The sequence below is a fragment of the Acidovorax sp. 1608163 genome, from assembly GCF_003669015.1.
In the GTDB taxonomy this organism is placed as follows: domain Bacteria; phylum Pseudomonadota; class Gammaproteobacteria; order Burkholderiales; family Burkholderiaceae_C; genus Acidovorax.
The window spans coordinates 4146368-4161466 of the sequence record NZ_CP033069.1; the positions used below are offsets into that span (position 1 = coordinate 4146368).

General features: G+C 63.9%; 15 protein-coding genes. 3 read left to right on the top strand and 12 right to left on the bottom strand.

Features of this window, described 5'->3' with window-relative positions; translation table 11 throughout:
* Positions 1-16 precede the first annotated feature (16 nt).
* The 5 genes from htpX to EAG14_RS18415 form a co-directional block, all read right to left on the bottom strand.
* A complete protein-coding gene (gene htpX / locus EAG14_RS18395) occupies positions 17-904 on the bottom strand; it encodes a protease HtpX (RefSeq protein WP_121729739.1) in 888 nt (295 codons plus the stop codon).
* Positions 905-1074: 170 nt separating this feature from the next.
* The gene (locus EAG14_RS18400) at positions 1075-1896 is read right to left on the bottom strand and encodes a DUF3025 domain-containing protein (protein WP_240456837.1); all 822 of its coding nucleotides are present in this window, start codon (positions 1894-1896) and stop codon (positions 1075-1077) included.
* Between the two features lie 13 nt (positions 1897-1909).
* Positions 1910-2950: a dihydroorotase gene (pyrC, locus tag EAG14_RS18405; RefSeq protein ID WP_121729740.1), complete on the bottom strand. Its 1041-nt coding sequence runs from the start codon at positions 2948-2950 to the stop codon at positions 1910-1912.
* Positions 2951-3108: 158 nt separating this feature from the next.
* Positions 3109-4101 carry a tripartite tricarboxylate transporter substrate binding protein gene (locus tag EAG14_RS18410; RefSeq protein WP_121729741.1) on the bottom strand — a complete coding sequence of 331 codons (993 nt, stop codon included), beginning with the start codon at positions 4099-4101 and terminating at the stop codon, positions 3109-3111.
* 42 nt (positions 4102-4143) lie between these two features.
* Positions 4144-5331, bottom strand: a complete 1188-nt coding sequence (locus EAG14_RS18415; RefSeq protein WP_121729742.1) for a M20 family metallopeptidase — start codon at positions 5329-5331, stop codon at positions 4144-4146.
* Between the two features lie 109 nt (positions 5332-5440).
* Here EAG14_RS18415 and EAG14_RS18420 point away from each other — a divergent pair, with 109 nt between their 5' ends.
* Entirely contained in the window at positions 5441-6361 is a 921-nt protein-coding gene (locus EAG14_RS18420; protein ID WP_121729743.1) for a MurR/RpiR family transcriptional regulator, read from the top strand.
* A 197-nt stretch (positions 6362-6558) separates the two neighbouring features.
* On the opposite strand, the gene EAG14_RS18425 is transcribed toward EAG14_RS18420, so the two are convergent.
* From EAG14_RS18425 to EAG14_RS18455, 7 genes are all read right to left on the bottom strand, one after another.
* Positions 6559-7521, bottom strand: coding sequence for a hypothetical protein (locus EAG14_RS18425; protein WP_121729744.1), 963 nt, complete (start codon positions 7519-7521; stop codon positions 6559-6561).
* Between the two features lie 130 nt (positions 7522-7651).
* Positions 7652-8389, bottom strand: a complete 738-nt coding sequence (locus tag EAG14_RS18430) for an amino acid ABC transporter ATP-binding protein (RefSeq protein WP_099657867.1) — start codon at positions 8387-8389, stop codon at positions 7652-7654.
* 23 nt (positions 8390-8412) lie between these two features.
* Entirely contained in the window at positions 8413-9078 is a 666-nt protein-coding gene (locus EAG14_RS18435) for an amino acid ABC transporter permease (protein WP_099657866.1), read from the bottom strand.
* Position 9079: 1 nt separating this feature from the next.
* Positions 9080-9838 (bottom strand): amino acid ABC transporter permease, encoded by a 759-nt coding sequence (locus tag EAG14_RS18440; protein WP_099657865.1) that lies wholly within the window; start codon positions 9836-9838, stop codon positions 9080-9082.
* A gap of 109 nt (positions 9839-9947) precedes the next feature.
* The gene (locus EAG14_RS18445; RefSeq protein ID WP_121729745.1) at positions 9948-10847 is read right to left on the bottom strand and encodes an amino acid ABC transporter substrate-binding protein; all 900 of its coding nucleotides are present in this window, start codon (positions 10845-10847) and stop codon (positions 9948-9950) included.
* 111 nt (positions 10848-10958) lie between these two features.
* Entirely contained in the window at positions 10959-11852 is an 894-nt protein-coding gene (locus EAG14_RS18450) for an amino acid ABC transporter substrate-binding protein (protein WP_121729746.1), read from the bottom strand.
* 179 nt (positions 11853-12031) lie between these two features.
* A complete protein-coding gene (locus tag EAG14_RS18455; protein WP_121454330.1) occupies positions 12032-12964 on the bottom strand; it encodes a LysR family transcriptional regulator in 933 nt (310 codons plus the stop codon).
* 294 nt (positions 12965-13258) lie between these two features.
* On the opposite strand from EAG14_RS18455, the gene EAG14_RS18460 reads away from it, so the two are divergent.
* Both EAG14_RS18460 and EAG14_RS18465 read left to right on the top strand, forming a co-directional pair.
* Entirely contained in the window at positions 13259-13798 is a 540-nt protein-coding gene (locus EAG14_RS18460; RefSeq protein WP_121729747.1) for a TRAP transporter small permease, read from the top strand.
* On the top strand, positions 13795-15093 hold the full coding sequence (locus EAG14_RS18465; protein WP_099743027.1) for a TRAP transporter large permease: 1299 nt from the start codon (positions 13795-13797) through the stop codon (positions 15091-15093). Before EAG14_RS18460 ends, EAG14_RS18465 begins: the two co-directional genes overlap by 4 nt.
* The last annotated feature ends 6 nt before the right edge of the window (positions 15094-15099 follow it).

Here is a 15099-nt window from a genome sequence, read left to right on the forward strand (position 1 = left end):
GGTCAGGGATTCCGGATCAAGAGTTTTGTGCAGCCGATGCGTTTTGCAGGGCAGCAATGCGCTCTTCGATCGGCGGATGGGTGCTGAACAGCTTGCCAATGCCACCGGCAATGCCCATAGCGGCCACGCTCTTTGGCAGCTCGCCGGGGTGCATGCCACCCAGGCGGGCCAGGGCGTTGATCATGGGCTGGCGGCGACCCATCAGCTGGGCGGCACCTGCGTCGGCACGGAACTCGCGCTGGCGGCTGAACCAGGCCACGATCATGGCAGCCACAAAGCCCAGCACGATGTCGAGCACGATGGTGGTCACGTAGTAGCCGATGCCGGGGCCCGAGCTTTCCTCGTCGTTCTTGCGCAGGAAGCTGTCCACCGCGTAGCCGATGACGCGCGACAGGAACACCACGAACGTGTTCATCACACCCTGGATCAGCGTCATGGTCACCATGTCGCCGTTGGCGATGTGGGCGACTTCGTGGCCAATCACGGCCTCGACTTCTTCGCGCGTCATGCCTTGCAGCAGACCGGTGGACACGGCCACCAGCGCCGAGTTCTTGAACGCGCCCGTGGCAAACGCATTGGGGTCGCCTTCAAAAATACCCACTTCAGGCATGCCGATCTTGGCTTCGTTGGCAAACTTGCGCACGGTCTCGACAATCCAGCGCTCGTCGGCCGAGCCGCTGCCGTCAATCACACGCACGCCAGACGACCACTTGGCCACCGGCTTGCTGATGAGCAGCGAAATGATCGCGCCGCCAAAACCCATGATGAGCGCGAAACCCAGCAAGGCGCTCAGGTTCAGGCCGTTGGCGGTGAGGTAGCGGTTCACGCCCAGCAGGCTGGCCACTACCCCCAGCACCAGCACAACGGCCAGGTTGGTCAATACAAATAACAAGATCCGTTTCATGGCTTCTCCGTGGGTGAAACAAGGACACAGGGCATTTAAGTGGGGGATGACTGCCGTGAATCAAGACCATCGCTGGCTGCAACCCACGGCACGCCCCATGTGCCCCTTTGAATGGCCCGATGTTAGGGCGAAACCCCAAAACGGCACGAATCCCCAGGCCCCGGCGGGAATTAGCGCTGCGCTGCCCCGCCCCGGGCGGGCCTGAACACCTGAGCGTCGTCGTAAAACGATACGCTTTGGTTGGCCGGCCACCAGCCGGGCACGCCCAGCACCGGCAGCGGCGCAAAGGGCTTGGTCGCCCAGGGTTCGGGCTGCAGGGCCTGGGCCAGCCAGGCGTCCAGATTTGCTATGGATTCAATAGCTAGTGGCGCTTTATAGACGTGCGCTACCATGGGTTTTCTGGGTGTCACCAGCTTTTCCATCAGCGCATGGCCCAGCAGCAGCAAGCGGGCTTGCCCCCACAGCGGGCGCAGGTCAACAAACAGGCGCTGCCAGTCGCGTGCATGCAGCGCGGCCCACAGGGGTTCGGGCGCCTGCAGCAGGGCGCCGTTTTCGTCGAACACCGTGAGCGCATCGCGCAAGGGCCCGCGCACCGCGCCCACGCCCTGGGCGGCAATGGCCTGGGCCTGCAGCTGGTTCATGCGGCGCTTGGCCTGCGGCCAGTGCAGCCACACCAGGCCGTTGAAGAAGTCGTGCAGGTTGTCGCGCGTGGGCACGCAGCGGGTGTCAAAGATGTGCTGCTCGTAGGTGGTACCTTCGGGCAAATCCGACTGGGGCACAAAGCGCAGGGGGGCGCCCGGGGCCGCAGACAAGGCGGCATGCACGGGCAGGCCCGGCTCTGTTTCATCGGCTGGCGCCGCAGCCATGTCTGCCGTGGCGGCCGCTATGCGCGCAGCCAGCGGCTCGCCCACCGCGCGCCAGGGCTGCAGCCAGGGGGCCGCCCAGTCAATGCGCGCCAGGAGCCTGTCAGACTTGGAAATCGTGGGCTGCAAATCCGACAGGCTCCTACACCAGGCGCCACGGCAACGCTTCACCGGCGCGCAGGGGCTTGAGGTTGGCTTCGCCAAAAACGAAGCTCTCGGGCGGCGTCCACGATTCGCGGCGCAGGGTGATGGTGCCGGTGTTGCGCGGCAGGTTGTAGAAGTCGGGGCCGTGGAAGCTGGCAAAGCCTTCGAGCTTGTCCAGCGCACCGGCGTTGTCGAACGCCTCGGCATACATCTCCATGGCCGCATGGGCCGTATAGCAGCCTGCGCAGCCGCTGGCGTGCTCTTTGAGGTGTGCGGGGTGGGGTGCGCTATCGGTGCCCAGAAAGAACTTGCTGCTGCCGCTGGTGGCGGCTTGCACCAGGGCCACGCGGTGCGTTTCGCGCTTGAGCACGGGCAGGCAGTAGTAGTGGGGGCGCACGCCGCCCACAAAGATGGCGTTGCGGTTGTACAGCAGGTGGTGCGCGGTGATGGTGGCAGCGGTGAAGCCGTCGGCCTGCATCACGTAGTCGGCGGCGTCCTTGGTGGTGATGTGCTCGAAGACGATCTTCAGCTCAGGAAAGTCGCGGCGCAGCGGGATGAGCTGCTGCTCGATGAACACGGCCTCGCGGTCGAACAGGTCGATGTCGCTGCTGGTCACTTCGCCGTGCACCAGCAGCAGCATGCCCGCCTTCTGCATGGCTTCGAGCGTCTTGTAGGTCTTGCGCAGGTCGGTCACGCCCGCATCGCTGTTGGTGGTGGCGCCAGCGGGGTAGAGCTTGCAGGCGACCACACCAGCAGCCTTGGCGCGCACGATTTCTTCGGGCGGCAGGTTGTCGGTGAGGTACAGCGTCATCAGCGGCTCGAAGCTCACGCCTGCGGGCACGGCGGCCAGGATGCGCTGTTTGTAGGCCAGGGCCTGATCGGCCGTGGTCACGGGCGGGCGCAGGTTGGGCATGATGATGGCCCGGCCAAACTGGGCGGCGGTGTGGGGCACCACGGTGTGCAGAGGTTCGCCGTCGCGCACATGCAGGTGCCAGTCGTCGGGGCGGGTGATGGTGAGGGTTTGGAGTGCTGCAGTCATGGGGCGATATTGTCCCACCAACCCTCGCGGCACCGGGCGCCAGGCACGCCCGACACGGGGGCACAGCGCCCGGCGGCAGCCCGCCAATCGCTACAAAATCAATAGCTGCCAGCGCTTATTCATCAAGCGCTAGGCCGCTAAATGGCTTCAAATCTCGATCACTCGGCAGTGATGCCTGCGCGCTTGACCACGGCGCCAAACTTCACCAGGCGATCGGCCATCATCTTTTCAAAGGCGGCCGGGGCCATTTCTTCGGGCGGGATGACACCGCGGTCCTTGAGGTTGGCAATCATGGCGGGCGATGTGGCCACCTGGCGCACGGCCTTGTACAGGGTCTGCACCACGGCCTCGGGCGTTCCGGCAGGGGCGGCCAGGCCGGTCCAGGAGGTGAGGTTCAGCTCGGGGTAGCCCACTTCGGCCAGGGTGGGCACGTCGGGCAGCTGGGGCAGGCGCTGGTCGGCCGCCACGGCCAGGGCGCGCACTTTGCCCGCCTGGATGTGGGGCAGCATGATGACCAGGTTGTCGAGGATGAACTGCACCTCGTTGGCCAGCACGCCGGTGATGAGCGGCGTGCCGCCCCGGTAAGGGATGTGCGTGGTGAACACGCCCGTGGAGACTTTGAGCATTTCCACATTGAGCTGGCCCATGCTGCCCACGCCGCCGCTGCCGTAGTTGAGCTTGCCGGGGTTCTTCTTGGCGTAGTCGATGAATTCCTTGAAGGTCTTGAACGGCAAGCTGCTGTGCACCACCAGGGCGTTGGGCTGGCGGCCCAGAATGGCGATGTTTTCGAAGTCTTTGACCGCGTCGTAGCCCACCTTGGGCTGCGTGAGCGGGTTGGCCAGGTGGCTGCTTTGGGACGAGACCACGAGTGTGTAGCCATCGGGCTTGGCGCGCGCCACATACAAGGCACCGACCGAGCCGCCCGCCCCTGCGCGGTTTTCGACAATGACGGGCACGCCCAAAGCGCGCGACAGCGGCTCGGAATATTGGCGCGCCATGATGTCCACCGACCCACCGGGTGGGAACGGCACCACCAGAGTGATGGGGCGCGAAGGAAATTTGTCTTGTGCCAAGGCGGGCAGCGCGGCAAGGCCTGCAAGGCCCAGGCCGGTGGAGAGAAGGCTGCGGCGGGAAGGTGTGTTCATGGCCATCGGTAAGCTCAAAAAATCAGGAGAAAGTTTCAACAAGGCAGATCAAGGGTGGCCCAGCACGGCCAGCGCCACGGCCTGTGCGCGTGGCACAAAGGTGGTCAGCTCGCAGTATTCGCGCTCGGTGTGCGGGTGGCCGCCCACGGGGCCCGTGGCGCACAGCGTGGGCACACCCACCGAGGCGGTGAGGCCGCTATCGGCCGCGCCGCCCGTGAATTCGCCCTGCACCTCAAAGCCCAGCGACCGTGCGCCCTGCTGGTACAGCGCCAGCAGGTACTCGGGCGTGGTCTTCATCGGCATGGTGCGGCGGGCCACGGTGATGCGGCCCTGGGTGCGGGGCACGGATTCTTCTTCGACGATGGCGCGCACGCGCTCCAGCAAGGCATCGGGGTCGGTGTCGGCGGTAAAGCGCAGGTCCACCTCGGCCTTGGCGTGGGGCGCCACCATGTTGGGCACGATGCCGCCTTGCACCACGCCCACGTTGGCGGTGATGCCGGTGGCGGGGTCGGTCAGCGCGTGCAGCGCCAGCGTCTTGCGGGCCAGCGCGTCGATGGCGCTGGCGCCTGCGGCGTGGTTGATGCCTGCGTGGGCGGCCACGCCTTGCACCTCAAACTCCACCACCATCGAGCCCTTGCGGCTGGTGACCAGGTTGCCGCTGACGCGGCCGGGCTCGGCATTGAGCACCGCCCGTGCCCCACGCGCGCGGGCAGTGATGAGGTCGCGCGTGGCGGGCGAGCCAATCTCTTCATCGCACGAAAAGAACAGGTGCAACGGTGCCTGCAGGCCGCCGCAGCGCGCAAATGCCTCGGCCACAAACACGTTGAGCACCAGGCCCGACTTCATGTCGGCCACGCCGGGGCCGTAGGCCCGGCCCGCTTCTTCGCGGTAGGGGCGCTTGGCCACCGTGCCTGCGGGGTACACCGTGTCCATGTGCCCCATGAGGATGATGGGCGCCCCGGCCCCTGCAGCGTTGACCTGCGCATGCAGCAACACGCCATAGCCAGGCACGGGTTCGAACTGCACAGGCACGCCCGCAGCCTGCAAACGTTCGGCCAGGGCATGGGCCACGGCCGTCACGCCCGCTTCATCGCGGCTGCCGCTGTCGATGTTGACCACTTTTTGCAGCAGGTCCTGCATGGCTTGCTGCTGGCTGGCCAGCCAGTCCAGCACCTGGGTGCGCACGGCGGGCTCAATGGTCAGGGCGGTGGAGAGGGCTGCGGCAGTGTCTTGCATGGTTTCCTTGCGTCGATGGGGTAGCGCCCCGTCAGCGGGGTCAAAATCTGCAGATAAGTGTTGCATGCGCTGCCGGTGTTTGCAATACTTTTTTCATTAACACCATTCAATGAAATCTACATTGCAAACACCCATCGCCTTGCTGACCGAACGCCTGGCCCGCCAAAGCGCCACACTCACCAGCAGCGAGCGCGCCTTGGCCGAAGGCCTGGAGCGTGACTACCCCCATGCGCTGCTGGAATCGGCCACCGCCCTGGCAACGCGCCACGGCACCAGTGCCTCGACCGTGGTACGGCTGTTTGCCAAACTGGGCTACGCCAGCTATGCCGAAGCCCAGCGCGAGGCCCGTGCCGAAGTCACGGCGCTGCTGCAGACGGCGGGGCAGCGCGCGCCCGTCACCATCGGCACCGAGCGCAGCCTGCAGCAGTGCGTGGACGACGCCCTGCTGCACGACCAGCACAACCTGAACGCCACACGCGACGGGCTGGACATGGCGGCCTTTGAGGCCATCACCACCCGCCTGGCCGAGGGCACCGGCCGGGTGTATGTGCTGGCGCAGATCAACAGCGCCCCCGTGGCCGCCTGGCTGGCCCTGCACCTGAACATGTGCCGCCCCGGCGTGCAAGAGCTAGGCGCCGGGGCCATAGACACCACCGATCAATTGCTGTGGGTGCAGCCCGAGGATGTGCTGCTGGCCTTCAGCATCCGCCGCTACGCCAGTGGCCCGGTGAAGGTGGCGCAGCGGTTTCGGGATGCTGGCGCGCAGGTCTTCAGCATCACCGACAGCAGTGCCGCGCCCTTGGCGGCCCTGGCCCACCAACGCGTGCTGGTGCGCACGTCCAATGCTTCACCGTTCGACTCGTACACCGCCGCCTTCTTCCTGTGCAACGCCCTGGTGTCGGCCGTGGCCCAGTTGCGGCATGCAGCGGTGCCCGAAACCCTCCAGCGCCGCGATGGCCTTTGGAAGGATGTGGAGGCGCAGCTCATCGTGGACAGCCACGCCCCTGCGGGACGGCGGGGCAAGCGCTAGCCGCTCGAGCGGGTGCAGAAGAAGCGCCGCGCAAGCAACACGCCCCAAAGCGCTTTTGTCTTCTGGAGAGCGGCTGCGCAGCCACTGCGCTGCACCGCCCTTTATGAACGCCCGCTGCGTCTGCAGCACTTTGCATCAGGGCTCTTCACTGGGCCGACCAGCTGCGCGCAGGCTACGGCAAAAAGTGTGGCACCCACCTACCCCCTCACTCTTGTGCGCAGCGGAGTCCAAGGGGGCGATACCAGCACCACCGCCAGTTGTGGCGTGAGCTGCAACAGATAGGCATCCGCACTGCTGGTGCCGGCATGCATGCTCACGGCAGGCTGGGCCTTGGTGCGGTGCCATGAAGCGCGCATGAGCACTTCGCCATACCGGGCCTGTCGACCGAAGAAAGACACCTTGGTGGAGGGCTGCGCTGGCGCATGGGCATTGGGCGTGCGCCAAGCCCCCCGCTCAAAGTTGAAGGGGTCCAGGGGCAAGTGGTCTGCATCCAATCGCGTGCGGGCCACCTGCACCGTGGGCCAATCTAGGCCGGCACTGATGTCCCAGTCACACAATGGGTAGGGAGGGCTCCCACCTTCCGCCTCATCCTTGCACTCCAGCTGCTTGGGCGTGGGCTGCGCGGGCACCACATCGAATGCACACATGCGCACCCCTTGCCGCGAGACAGACCGGACAGGCCGGGTGATGCGGTACTGGGAAGGCAGATCAAACGCCACACCGCAAGCCCGCACAGGAACGGCCCCCTCCGCAGCACCGCTGGGGCGTGCCTCTGTAGAAGACAGCGTGCGCGATGGCGGGGCCCAGGGGGTGACGGTCTCAGCGTCCAAATCCACCAGAAAATGCCCCAGCCGCCGGGGTTCTCCCGAGGATTTCGACGGCTCCAAGTATTGCAGCGCAAACACCCAGCCATCGGCGGTTTCGTGCGGCGACTGGCAACCATAGCGCCCCGTGGCAAGCCCCTCGCCCGCCAGTTGCGCGGTCTGGGCCACGGCTTTGAGCAATGCACAGGCCTGCGCCTGAGGAGACTGTGGATTGGCCGATGCCAGCCAAGGCAGGCAGCACAGCAGGGTGGCGCCCATAAGCCTTGCCGCTGGCGCCAAGCTGGCGTTGCGGGGCAGGCACTTCGCGCGCAGCAGAAATCGGAGGATGGCAGTCATGGGCGGTTGGCGTGCAAAGGAAGGTGTCCGATTAAAGGGTACAAAGCGCCCCACCGCGGCACGTTCACCAGCGCAACGGCCAACAAAAAGGCACCCGAAGGTGCCTTTTTTCGCAAACCGTGAGAACAGTTCAGTGCTGCAGGATCTTGTTGAGGAAATCCTTGGTGCGCGGCTGGCGTGCATCGGGGTTGTTGAAGAAGTCGTCCTTGGAGCAGTCTTCCAGGATCTTGCCACCCACGTCCATGAAGATCACGCGGTTGCTCACCTTGCGGGCAAAGCCCATTTCGTGGGTCACGCACATCATGGTCATGCCTTCGTTGGCTAGGCCCACCATCACATCCAGCACTTCGCCGACCATTTCGGGGTCAAGCGCCGAAGTGGGTTCGTCGAACAGCATCACGATGGGGTCCATGCTCAGCGCACGGGCAATGGCCACGCGCTGCTGCTGGCCGCCCGAGAGCTGCCCGGGGAACTTGTCCTTGTGGGCGATCAGGCCCACGCGCTCCAGCATCTTCAGGCCGCGCTTCTTGGCGTCGTCCGCGCTGCGGCCCAGCACCTTGATCTGCGCGATCGTCAGGTTGTCCGTCACCGACAGGTGAGGGAACAGCTCGAAGTGCTGGAACACCATGCCCACGCGGCTGCGCAGCTTGGGCAAGTTGGTGCTGGGGTCGTGCAGCTTCACACCATCCACCGAGATTTCACCCTTTTGAAAGGGCTCCAGCGCGTTGATGGTCTTGATCAGCGTGGACTTGCCGGAGCCTGAAGGGCCGCACACCACCACCACTTCGCCTTTTTGGATGGTGGCCGAGCACTCGTTGAGCACCTGCACGGGCCCATACCACTTGGATACGTTCTTGAGTTCGATCATTGTTTATTCCTCAATCTCTCGGATCACCGGATGATGGCGATCTTCTGGTGCAAGCGCTTGACCATCCAGGACAAGGCATAGCACATCACAAAATACAGCGCCGCTGCGGCCAGGTAGGCCTCAATCGGGCGACCAAAGTTCTTGCCAGCGACTTCAAAGCCCTTGAGCATGTCATACGCACCGATGGCGTACACCAGCGAGGTGTCCTGGAACAAGATGATGGTCTGCGTGAGCAGCACCGGCAGCATGTTGCGAAACGCCTGGGGCAGCACCACGAGCTTCATGTTCTGGCCGTAGGTCATGCCCAGGGCCTGGCCTGCGTACACCTGGCCACGGGGAATGGACTGGATGCCCGCGCGCATGATCTCACTGAAATACGCCGCCTCGAAAGCGATGAACGTCACCACCGCCGACACTTCCGCCCCGATGGGGCGGCCAATGATGGCGGGCATGAGCAGGAAGAACCACAGAATCACCATCACCAGCGGAATGGAGCGCATGCCGTTGACATAGATGGTGGCCGGCACATCCAGCCACTTGCGGCCCGACAGGCGCATGAGCGCCAGCAGCGTGCCAAACACCACACCGCCAATCGTGGCCACCACCGTGAGCATCAGGCTGAAATACAGCCCCTTGAGCACGAAGTTGGAGATCAGGTCCCAGTTGTAAAACGAAAAGTCGAGATTCATATCAATGGCCTCCGCCCGAGGCACCGGCAATCACCACGCCAGGAATCCGCACACGCTTTTCGATGAACGCCATGATGCGGTTGATGGCAAAGGCCGAGATGATGTAAAGCCCCGTCACCCCGAGGTACACCTCAATGCCGCGCGAGGTCTCTTCCTGCGCCTGCATGGCGAACATCGTGAGTTCGGCCACCGACACGGCAAACGCCACCGACGAGTTCTTGAAGATGTTCATCGTCTCGCTGGTCAGCGGCGGGATGATGATGCGAAACGCCATGGGCAGCAGCACATAGCGGTAGGTCTGGAACGTGGTGAAACCCACAGCCAAACCAGCGTAACGCTGGCCGCGTGGCAAGGTCTGAATGCCCGAGCGCACCTGCTCGGCAATCCGGGCCGAAGTGAAAAAGCCCAGCGCAAACACCACCAGCACAAAGCCCGGCACACTCTTCATGGCCGGAATCAGGGTGGGCAGCACGTGGTACCACAAGAAAATCTGCACCAGCAAAGGTATGTTGCGAAACAGCTCCACCCACGCATTGCCCAGGCGCACCACCATCGGACTGTTGGGCAACGTGCGCAAGGTGCCAATCACCGCGCCAATCACCAAGGCCAGCAACAACGCGAGCAGCGAAACAGAAACCGTCCAGCCCCAGGCCGACAGCATCCAGTCCAGGTACGTGATGTCGCCGCCCTTGCCAAAGCAGCCCTGCACCACCTCCCGCTCCATGGTGTCCTGGCAGAACACCTGCCAATCCCAACTCATAGGATCACCCCTTTAATGTCTTGATATTGCATTGGGCACAACCTTGTGCCGGCCCAACAAAAAAGCCCCTTCAAACCCGCTGTTCGAAGGGGCAGCAGTCATTCAAGAATTACTTCTTGGCGTAGTCTTCCATGGGCTTGTCGTTGGGGTTCGCCCAAGCCGCCTTGGTAGCATCCGACATGGGCAGGCCAATCTTGGTGTTGGTCGGTGGCACGGGTTGCATGAACCACTTGTCGTACAGCTTGGCCAGCGAACCGTCCTTGATCTGGCGCTTGATGGAGTCGTCCACGGCCTTCTTGAAGCCAGCGTCGTCCTTGGGCAGCATGCAGGCGATGGGTTCCACGCTCAGCACTTCGCCCACGATCTTGTAGTCGGCAGGGTTCTTGGCCTTGGAGACGTTGGCAGCCAGGATGGAGCCGTCCATCACAAAGGCGTCTGCACGGCCCGTTTCCAACAGCAGGAAGCTGTCGGCGTGGTCCTTGCCGAACACTTCCTTGAAGTCGATGCCGCCAGCGCGCTCATGCTTGCGCAGGGTTTGCACCGAAGTGGTGCCTGTGGTGGTCGCCACGCTCTTGCCGTTCAGGTCCTTGATGGAGGTGATGTTGGAGTTGGCCTTCACCACCATGCGCACTTCTTCCACGTAGGTGGTCACAGCAAACGCCACATCCTTTTGGCGCGTAGCGTTGTTGGTGGTGGAGCCGCACTCCAGGTCCACCGTGCCGTTGGTGACCAAAGGCACGCGGTTTTGCGATGTCACGGGCTGGTATTTGATGTCCAGCTTGGCCAAACCCAGTTGCTTCTGGATATCGTGCAGAACGATTTCACCCATTTCGGTATGGAAGCCCACGTACTTGCCATTGCCCAATGTGTAGGACAGGCCAGAGGACTCACGCACCCCCAGAGTCACGCTGCCGGAGGCCTTGATCTTGGCCAGGGTGTCGGTGGCTTGGGCAAACGCACTGCCTGCGGCCAGAGCGGTCACGGCAATTGCCAGCAAATGTTTTTTCATGAGTATCTCCTTAGGGGGTTATCGAAAAGGGAGGGGTTGAGCGCGCTGCCCGGCCTGTCTTGCAAGCCAAGCAAATGCTTCCAGATGAAACTACGCTACCAGCGATCTTATTCAGAACGGAACCTGGTCGGTAGGGTACTTCCAAAAGTCCCTCAACAGGTAGCTGACCGGGATGTTCAGCGGCTTGTTGTGGGGCGGAATGGGTTGGGCAAACCACTTGTCGTAGATGGGATAGATCTCGCGGCTGGTGACCAGGCGGCGCATTTCATCGTCCACCAGTTTTTTGAAGTCCGGGTCGTTCTTGGGCAGCATGATGGCCAGCGGCTCGGTGGTGACAAACCGCCCCACCACCTTCAGTGCCTTAGGGTCGGGGCGCGATGCAGCCAGACCGTACAGCAGCACATCGTCCATCAAAAAGGCATCGGCCTCGCCCTTTTCCACCATCTCAACGCCCCGGGCATGGTCAGGGGCTTCCACGATCTGAATGCCCATCAGACGCTCACGGTTAGCCTGCACCACGGCCTTGAGCGGCGTAGTGCCCTTGGTGGACGCCAGGGTTTTGCCCTGCAAGTCTTCCAGGCGGTCGATGGGGCTGGCGGCCTTGACCAGCAGGCGCGCACCGGTGATGAAATGCGGCACCGTGAAGGCCACCTTCTGGCGCCGCTCGGCGTTGTTGGTGGTGGAGCCGCACTCCAGGTCGGCCTTGCCCTGCTCAATCATTTCCATGCGGTTGGAGGGCGACACCATCACGAACTCCACGTCCATGTTTTTGGCGCCCGCCTTCTTGCGCACCACCTCGGCCAGACGCAGGCACAAATCCATCGCATAGCCTATGGGCTTGCCCGAGGCGGCATCGACATACGAGAACGGCACGGCCGACTCGCGGTGGGCAATCACCAGCTTGCCACCCGCGCTGATGCGCTCCAGCACGGTGGCGGCCGAGGCGGCAGATGCGCAGCACAGGGCCGCAAGGCACCATGCCAATCCCCAATGCTGATGTTTCATGCGGCCTCTCGGTGAATAAACTGAAAACAGGTGTTTGCAATCTTCGTGCCATCACGCAGCCACTGCGGCGTATGGCGGAGCCCCGAAGCGCACGGCGCGAACTTTACGTGTCGCCCCTGTGAAATTCCAATGCCGTTTGCGCGCCCAACTATGCAAAATATTTATGTCGGTATTTACCCTTAGCATGGGTTGGCTTGCGTTTGCAGGTAGGCCCACAGGGCCTGGGCAGTGCCCTTGGGGGCCTCTTTGCCCGCTGGCTTCTCGCGGTAGGCGCGCACATCCATGAGCATTTGCAGCCCATCCGTGTCCGATGGGGCGGCGCTGACCAGCCGCTTGGCACGCAGTTCTTTCTTGACCGCGCTGTGCGGAAGAAAGGCCACGCCATGCCCCTCCAGCGCCATGGCCTTCAGGCCCTCGGCCATGTCGGTCTCGTACACCCGCTCCAGGTGGATGGGCGTGGCGGACTCCTTGAGGATCAGCTCCGTCACCCGCCCCAGATAAGCCCCCGGCGCATAGCCCAGGTAAGGCAGCGGTTGCCCCGCACGGCCAGGCAGCCGGAACAGCGGCTCGCCATCCGCATCGGGCTTGCTGTAGGGCGAAAGCACCTCCTGGCCCAGGCTCACCATCTCGTAGCGGTCTGCATCGAGCTGAAAGGGTTGCGAGGAGTGGTGGTAGGCAATGAGCAGGTCACAGCCCCCTTCCACCAGCCGCATCACGGCGTCGTGCACATTCAGCGCAATCAGGCGGCTTTTGAAGGGGCCGAACTTGTCATGCAGGCTCGACACCCAGGCCGGAAAGAACGTGAACGCCAGCGTGTGCGGCACCGCGAACTCGATCATGTCTTTGCCCGCACTGGTGTGCGCGCGCAGCATGGCACGGGTGTTTTGCAGGGCCTGCAGCATTTCCAGGGCTTGGTCGTACAGCGTCTTGCCTGCAGGCGTGAGGCGCGTGGGGTACGAACTGCGGTCTACCAGATCGGTGCCCGCCCAGGCTTCCAGGGCCTGGATGCGCCGCGAGAAGGCGGGCTGGGTCACATGCCGCAATTGGGCCGATCGGCTGAAGCTGCGCGTTTCCGCGAGGCTGACGAAATCTTCTAACCACTTGGTTTCCATCGGCCGCATTATCCGCGTCTGCCCACGCTGTGGCGTGCGGCGCGGGTGAGGGTTTACACCCCATCCGAATGCTATGGGTGCTTATCGATGCGTCGCATAATGTAACGGGGGCTTTCATCGCGCGCCCGCGTCCTGTTCCGGGTTGCACAACATCCACGGGGCAGCGACTTTTCAGAACCCTTCTGTTCATGGCTTGTGCAAAACAGGGCTCAGGCAAGCAGCCCGCCTCACGGCAAAGGCGGCGGCTGCAACCCTATTTGCGCAAGTCTTACCGTTTTTCGCACCTGCTCTCCCATGTCCTCCAATCCCACCCCCAGCCCGTCTGAGCCAGAGGCCGAGCCCCGCTCTTTGCGCCTTGAAGACTGGCTCACCGTCATCGTCATGGCGGCCCTCGCGCTCATCACCTTTGCCAACGTGCTGGTGCGCTACTTCACCAACTCCTCGTTCGCCTGGACCGAAGAAATCTCCGTGTTCCTGATGATCGCGCTGGCCCTCATCGCAGGCTCTGCCGCCGTCGCACGCGACCAGCACATCCGCATCGAGTACTTTGCCGAGGGCGGCTCTGCCTTGCGCAGCAAGCGCCTGTCCATGCTGGGCGCGGCCACCGTGGCCCTGCTGTTTGGTGTGATTGCCGTGCTGAGCGTGCGCGTGGTGTGGGACGACTACCGCTTTGGCGAGACCTCGCCCGGCATTGGCGTGCCGCAGTGGTGGTATTCGGTCTGGCTGCCCGTGTTCTCGGCGCTCATCACGGCGCGCGCCGTGGGCCTGTTCATCCGCCGCAGCCGCAGCACGGCCGACGACAGCGCTGAAGCCGCGAAGGACGCCCAAGCATGATCGCCACCCTGCTGTTTGTGGCCTTCCTGGGCCTGATGTTCGTGGGCGTGCCAATTGGCGCCGCGCTGGGCCTGGCCGGTGCCACCGCCATCGCGCTGGCCAATGCCGACAGCCAGTGGTTTGGCCTCTTGGCCGTGCCGCAGAACTTCTACGCCGGGCTGGGCAAATACCCGCTGCTGGCCATCCCGATGTTCGTGCTGGTCGGCTCCATCTTCGACCGCTCGGGCGTGGCGCTGCGGCTGGTCAACTTTGCCGTGGCCATCGTCGGGCGCGGCCCCGGCATGCTGCCGCTGGTGGCGATTGCCGTGGCCATGTTCCTGGGCGGCATCTCTGGCTCGGGCCCGGCCAATGCGGCGGCTGTGGGCGGCGTGATGATCGCGGCCATGTCGCGCGCGGGCTATCCGCCTTCGTTCTCGGCCAGCGTGGTGGGGGCCGCGGCCGCCACCGACATCCTGATCCCGCCGTCCGTCGCCTTCATCATCTACTCGGTGCTGGTGCCGGGCGCCTCGGTGCCCGCGCTGTTTGCGGCCGGCATGATCCCCGGCATCCTGGCCGGTGTGGCGCTCATCGTGCCCGCCGTGTGGATGGCGCGCAAGCACAAGATGGGCGCGCTCGAAGCCACCATGCCCCGCCCCCCATTCTGGAAGAGCCTGCGCGAGGCCACTTGGGGCCTGGCCGCACCGGTGCTGATTTTGGGCGGCATGCGCGCAGGTTGGTTCACGCCGACGGAAGCCGCCGTGGTCGCGGTGTTCTACGGCCTCTTCGTGGGCATGGTGATCCACCGCACGATCAAGGTGCGTGACCTGTTCCCCATCCTGCGCGAATCGGGCGAGCTGTCGGCGGTGATCCTCATCGTGGTCTCGCTCGCGGGCATCTTTGCCTACTCGCTGTCCACACTGGGCGTGATCGACCCGGTGGCCAACGCCATCGTGAACTCGGGCCTGGGCGAGTACGGCGTGCTGGCACTGCTCATCGTGCTGCTGATCACCGTGGGCATGTTCCTCGACGGCATCTCGATCTTCCTGATCTTCGTACCGCTGCTCTTGCCCATCATGCAGCACTACAAATGGGACCCGGTCTGGTTCGGCGTGATCCTGACCCTGAAGGTCGCTCTGGGCCAGTTCACCCCCCCGCTGGCCGTGAACCTGATGGTGTCTTGCCGCATTGCCGGTGTGCGCATGGAATCGACCGTGCGCTGGGTGGGCTGGATGCTGTTCGCCATGTTCCTCGTGATGGTGCTGGTGATCGCCTTCCCGCAGCTCGCCCTGTGGCTGCCCGCCCAGATGGGTTATTGAATGTGA

What these genes read in the sequence shown, in the direction of transcription:
- EAG14_RS18440 (WP_099657865.1), bottom strand. Translation starts at nt 9,838, where the DNA reads ATGAGTTGGGATTGGCAGGTGTTCTGCCAGGACACCATGGAGCGGGAG.
- EAG14_RS18425 (WP_121729744.1), bottom strand. Translation starts at nt 7,521, where the DNA reads ATGACTGCCATCCTCCGATTTCTGCTGCGCGCGAAGTGCCTGCCCCGC.
- EAG14_RS18455 (WP_121454330.1), bottom strand. Translation starts at nt 12,964, where the DNA reads ATGGAAACCAAGTGGTTAGAAGATTTCGTCAGCCTCGCGGAAACGCGC.
- EAG14_RS18450 (WP_121729746.1), bottom strand. Translation starts at nt 11,852, where the DNA reads ATGAAACATCAGCATTGGGGATTGGCATGGTGCCTTGCGGCCCTGTGC.
- EAG14_RS18460 (WP_121729747.1), top strand. Translation starts at nt 13,259, where the DNA reads ATGTCCTCCAATCCCACCCCCAGCCCGTCTGAGCCAGAGGCCGAGCCC.
- EAG14_RS18420 (WP_121729743.1), top strand. Translation starts at nt 5,441, where the DNA reads ATGAAATCTACATTGCAAACACCCATCGCCTTGCTGACCGAACGCCTG.
- EAG14_RS18410 (WP_121729741.1), bottom strand. Translation starts at nt 4,101, where the DNA reads ATGGCCATGAACACACCTTCCCGCCGCAGCCTTCTCTCCACCGGCCTG.
- EAG14_RS18435 (WP_099657866.1), bottom strand. Translation starts at nt 9,078, where the DNA reads ATGAATCTCGACTTTTCGTTTTACAACTGGGACCTGATCTCCAACTTC.
- pyrC (WP_121729740.1), bottom strand. Translation starts at nt 2,950, where the DNA reads ATGACTGCAGCACTCCAAACCCTCACCATCACCCGCCCCGACGACTGG.
- EAG14_RS18445 (WP_121729745.1), bottom strand. Translation starts at nt 10,847, where the DNA reads ATGAAAAAACATTTGCTGGCAATTGCCGTGACCGCTCTGGCCGCAGGC.
- EAG14_RS18465 (WP_099743027.1), top strand. Translation starts at nt 13,795, where the DNA reads ATGATCGCCACCCTGCTGTTTGTGGCCTTCCTGGGCCTGATGTTCGTG.
- EAG14_RS18415 (WP_121729742.1), bottom strand. Translation starts at nt 5,331, where the DNA reads ATGCAAGACACTGCCGCAGCCCTCTCCACCGCCCTGACCATTGAGCCC.
- EAG14_RS18430 (WP_099657867.1), bottom strand. Translation starts at nt 8,389, where the DNA reads ATGATCGAACTCAAGAACGTATCCAAGTGGTATGGGCCCGTGCAGGTG.
- htpX (WP_121729739.1), bottom strand. Translation starts at nt 904, where the DNA reads ATGAAACGGATCTTGTTATTTGTATTGACCAACCTGGCCGTTGTGCTG.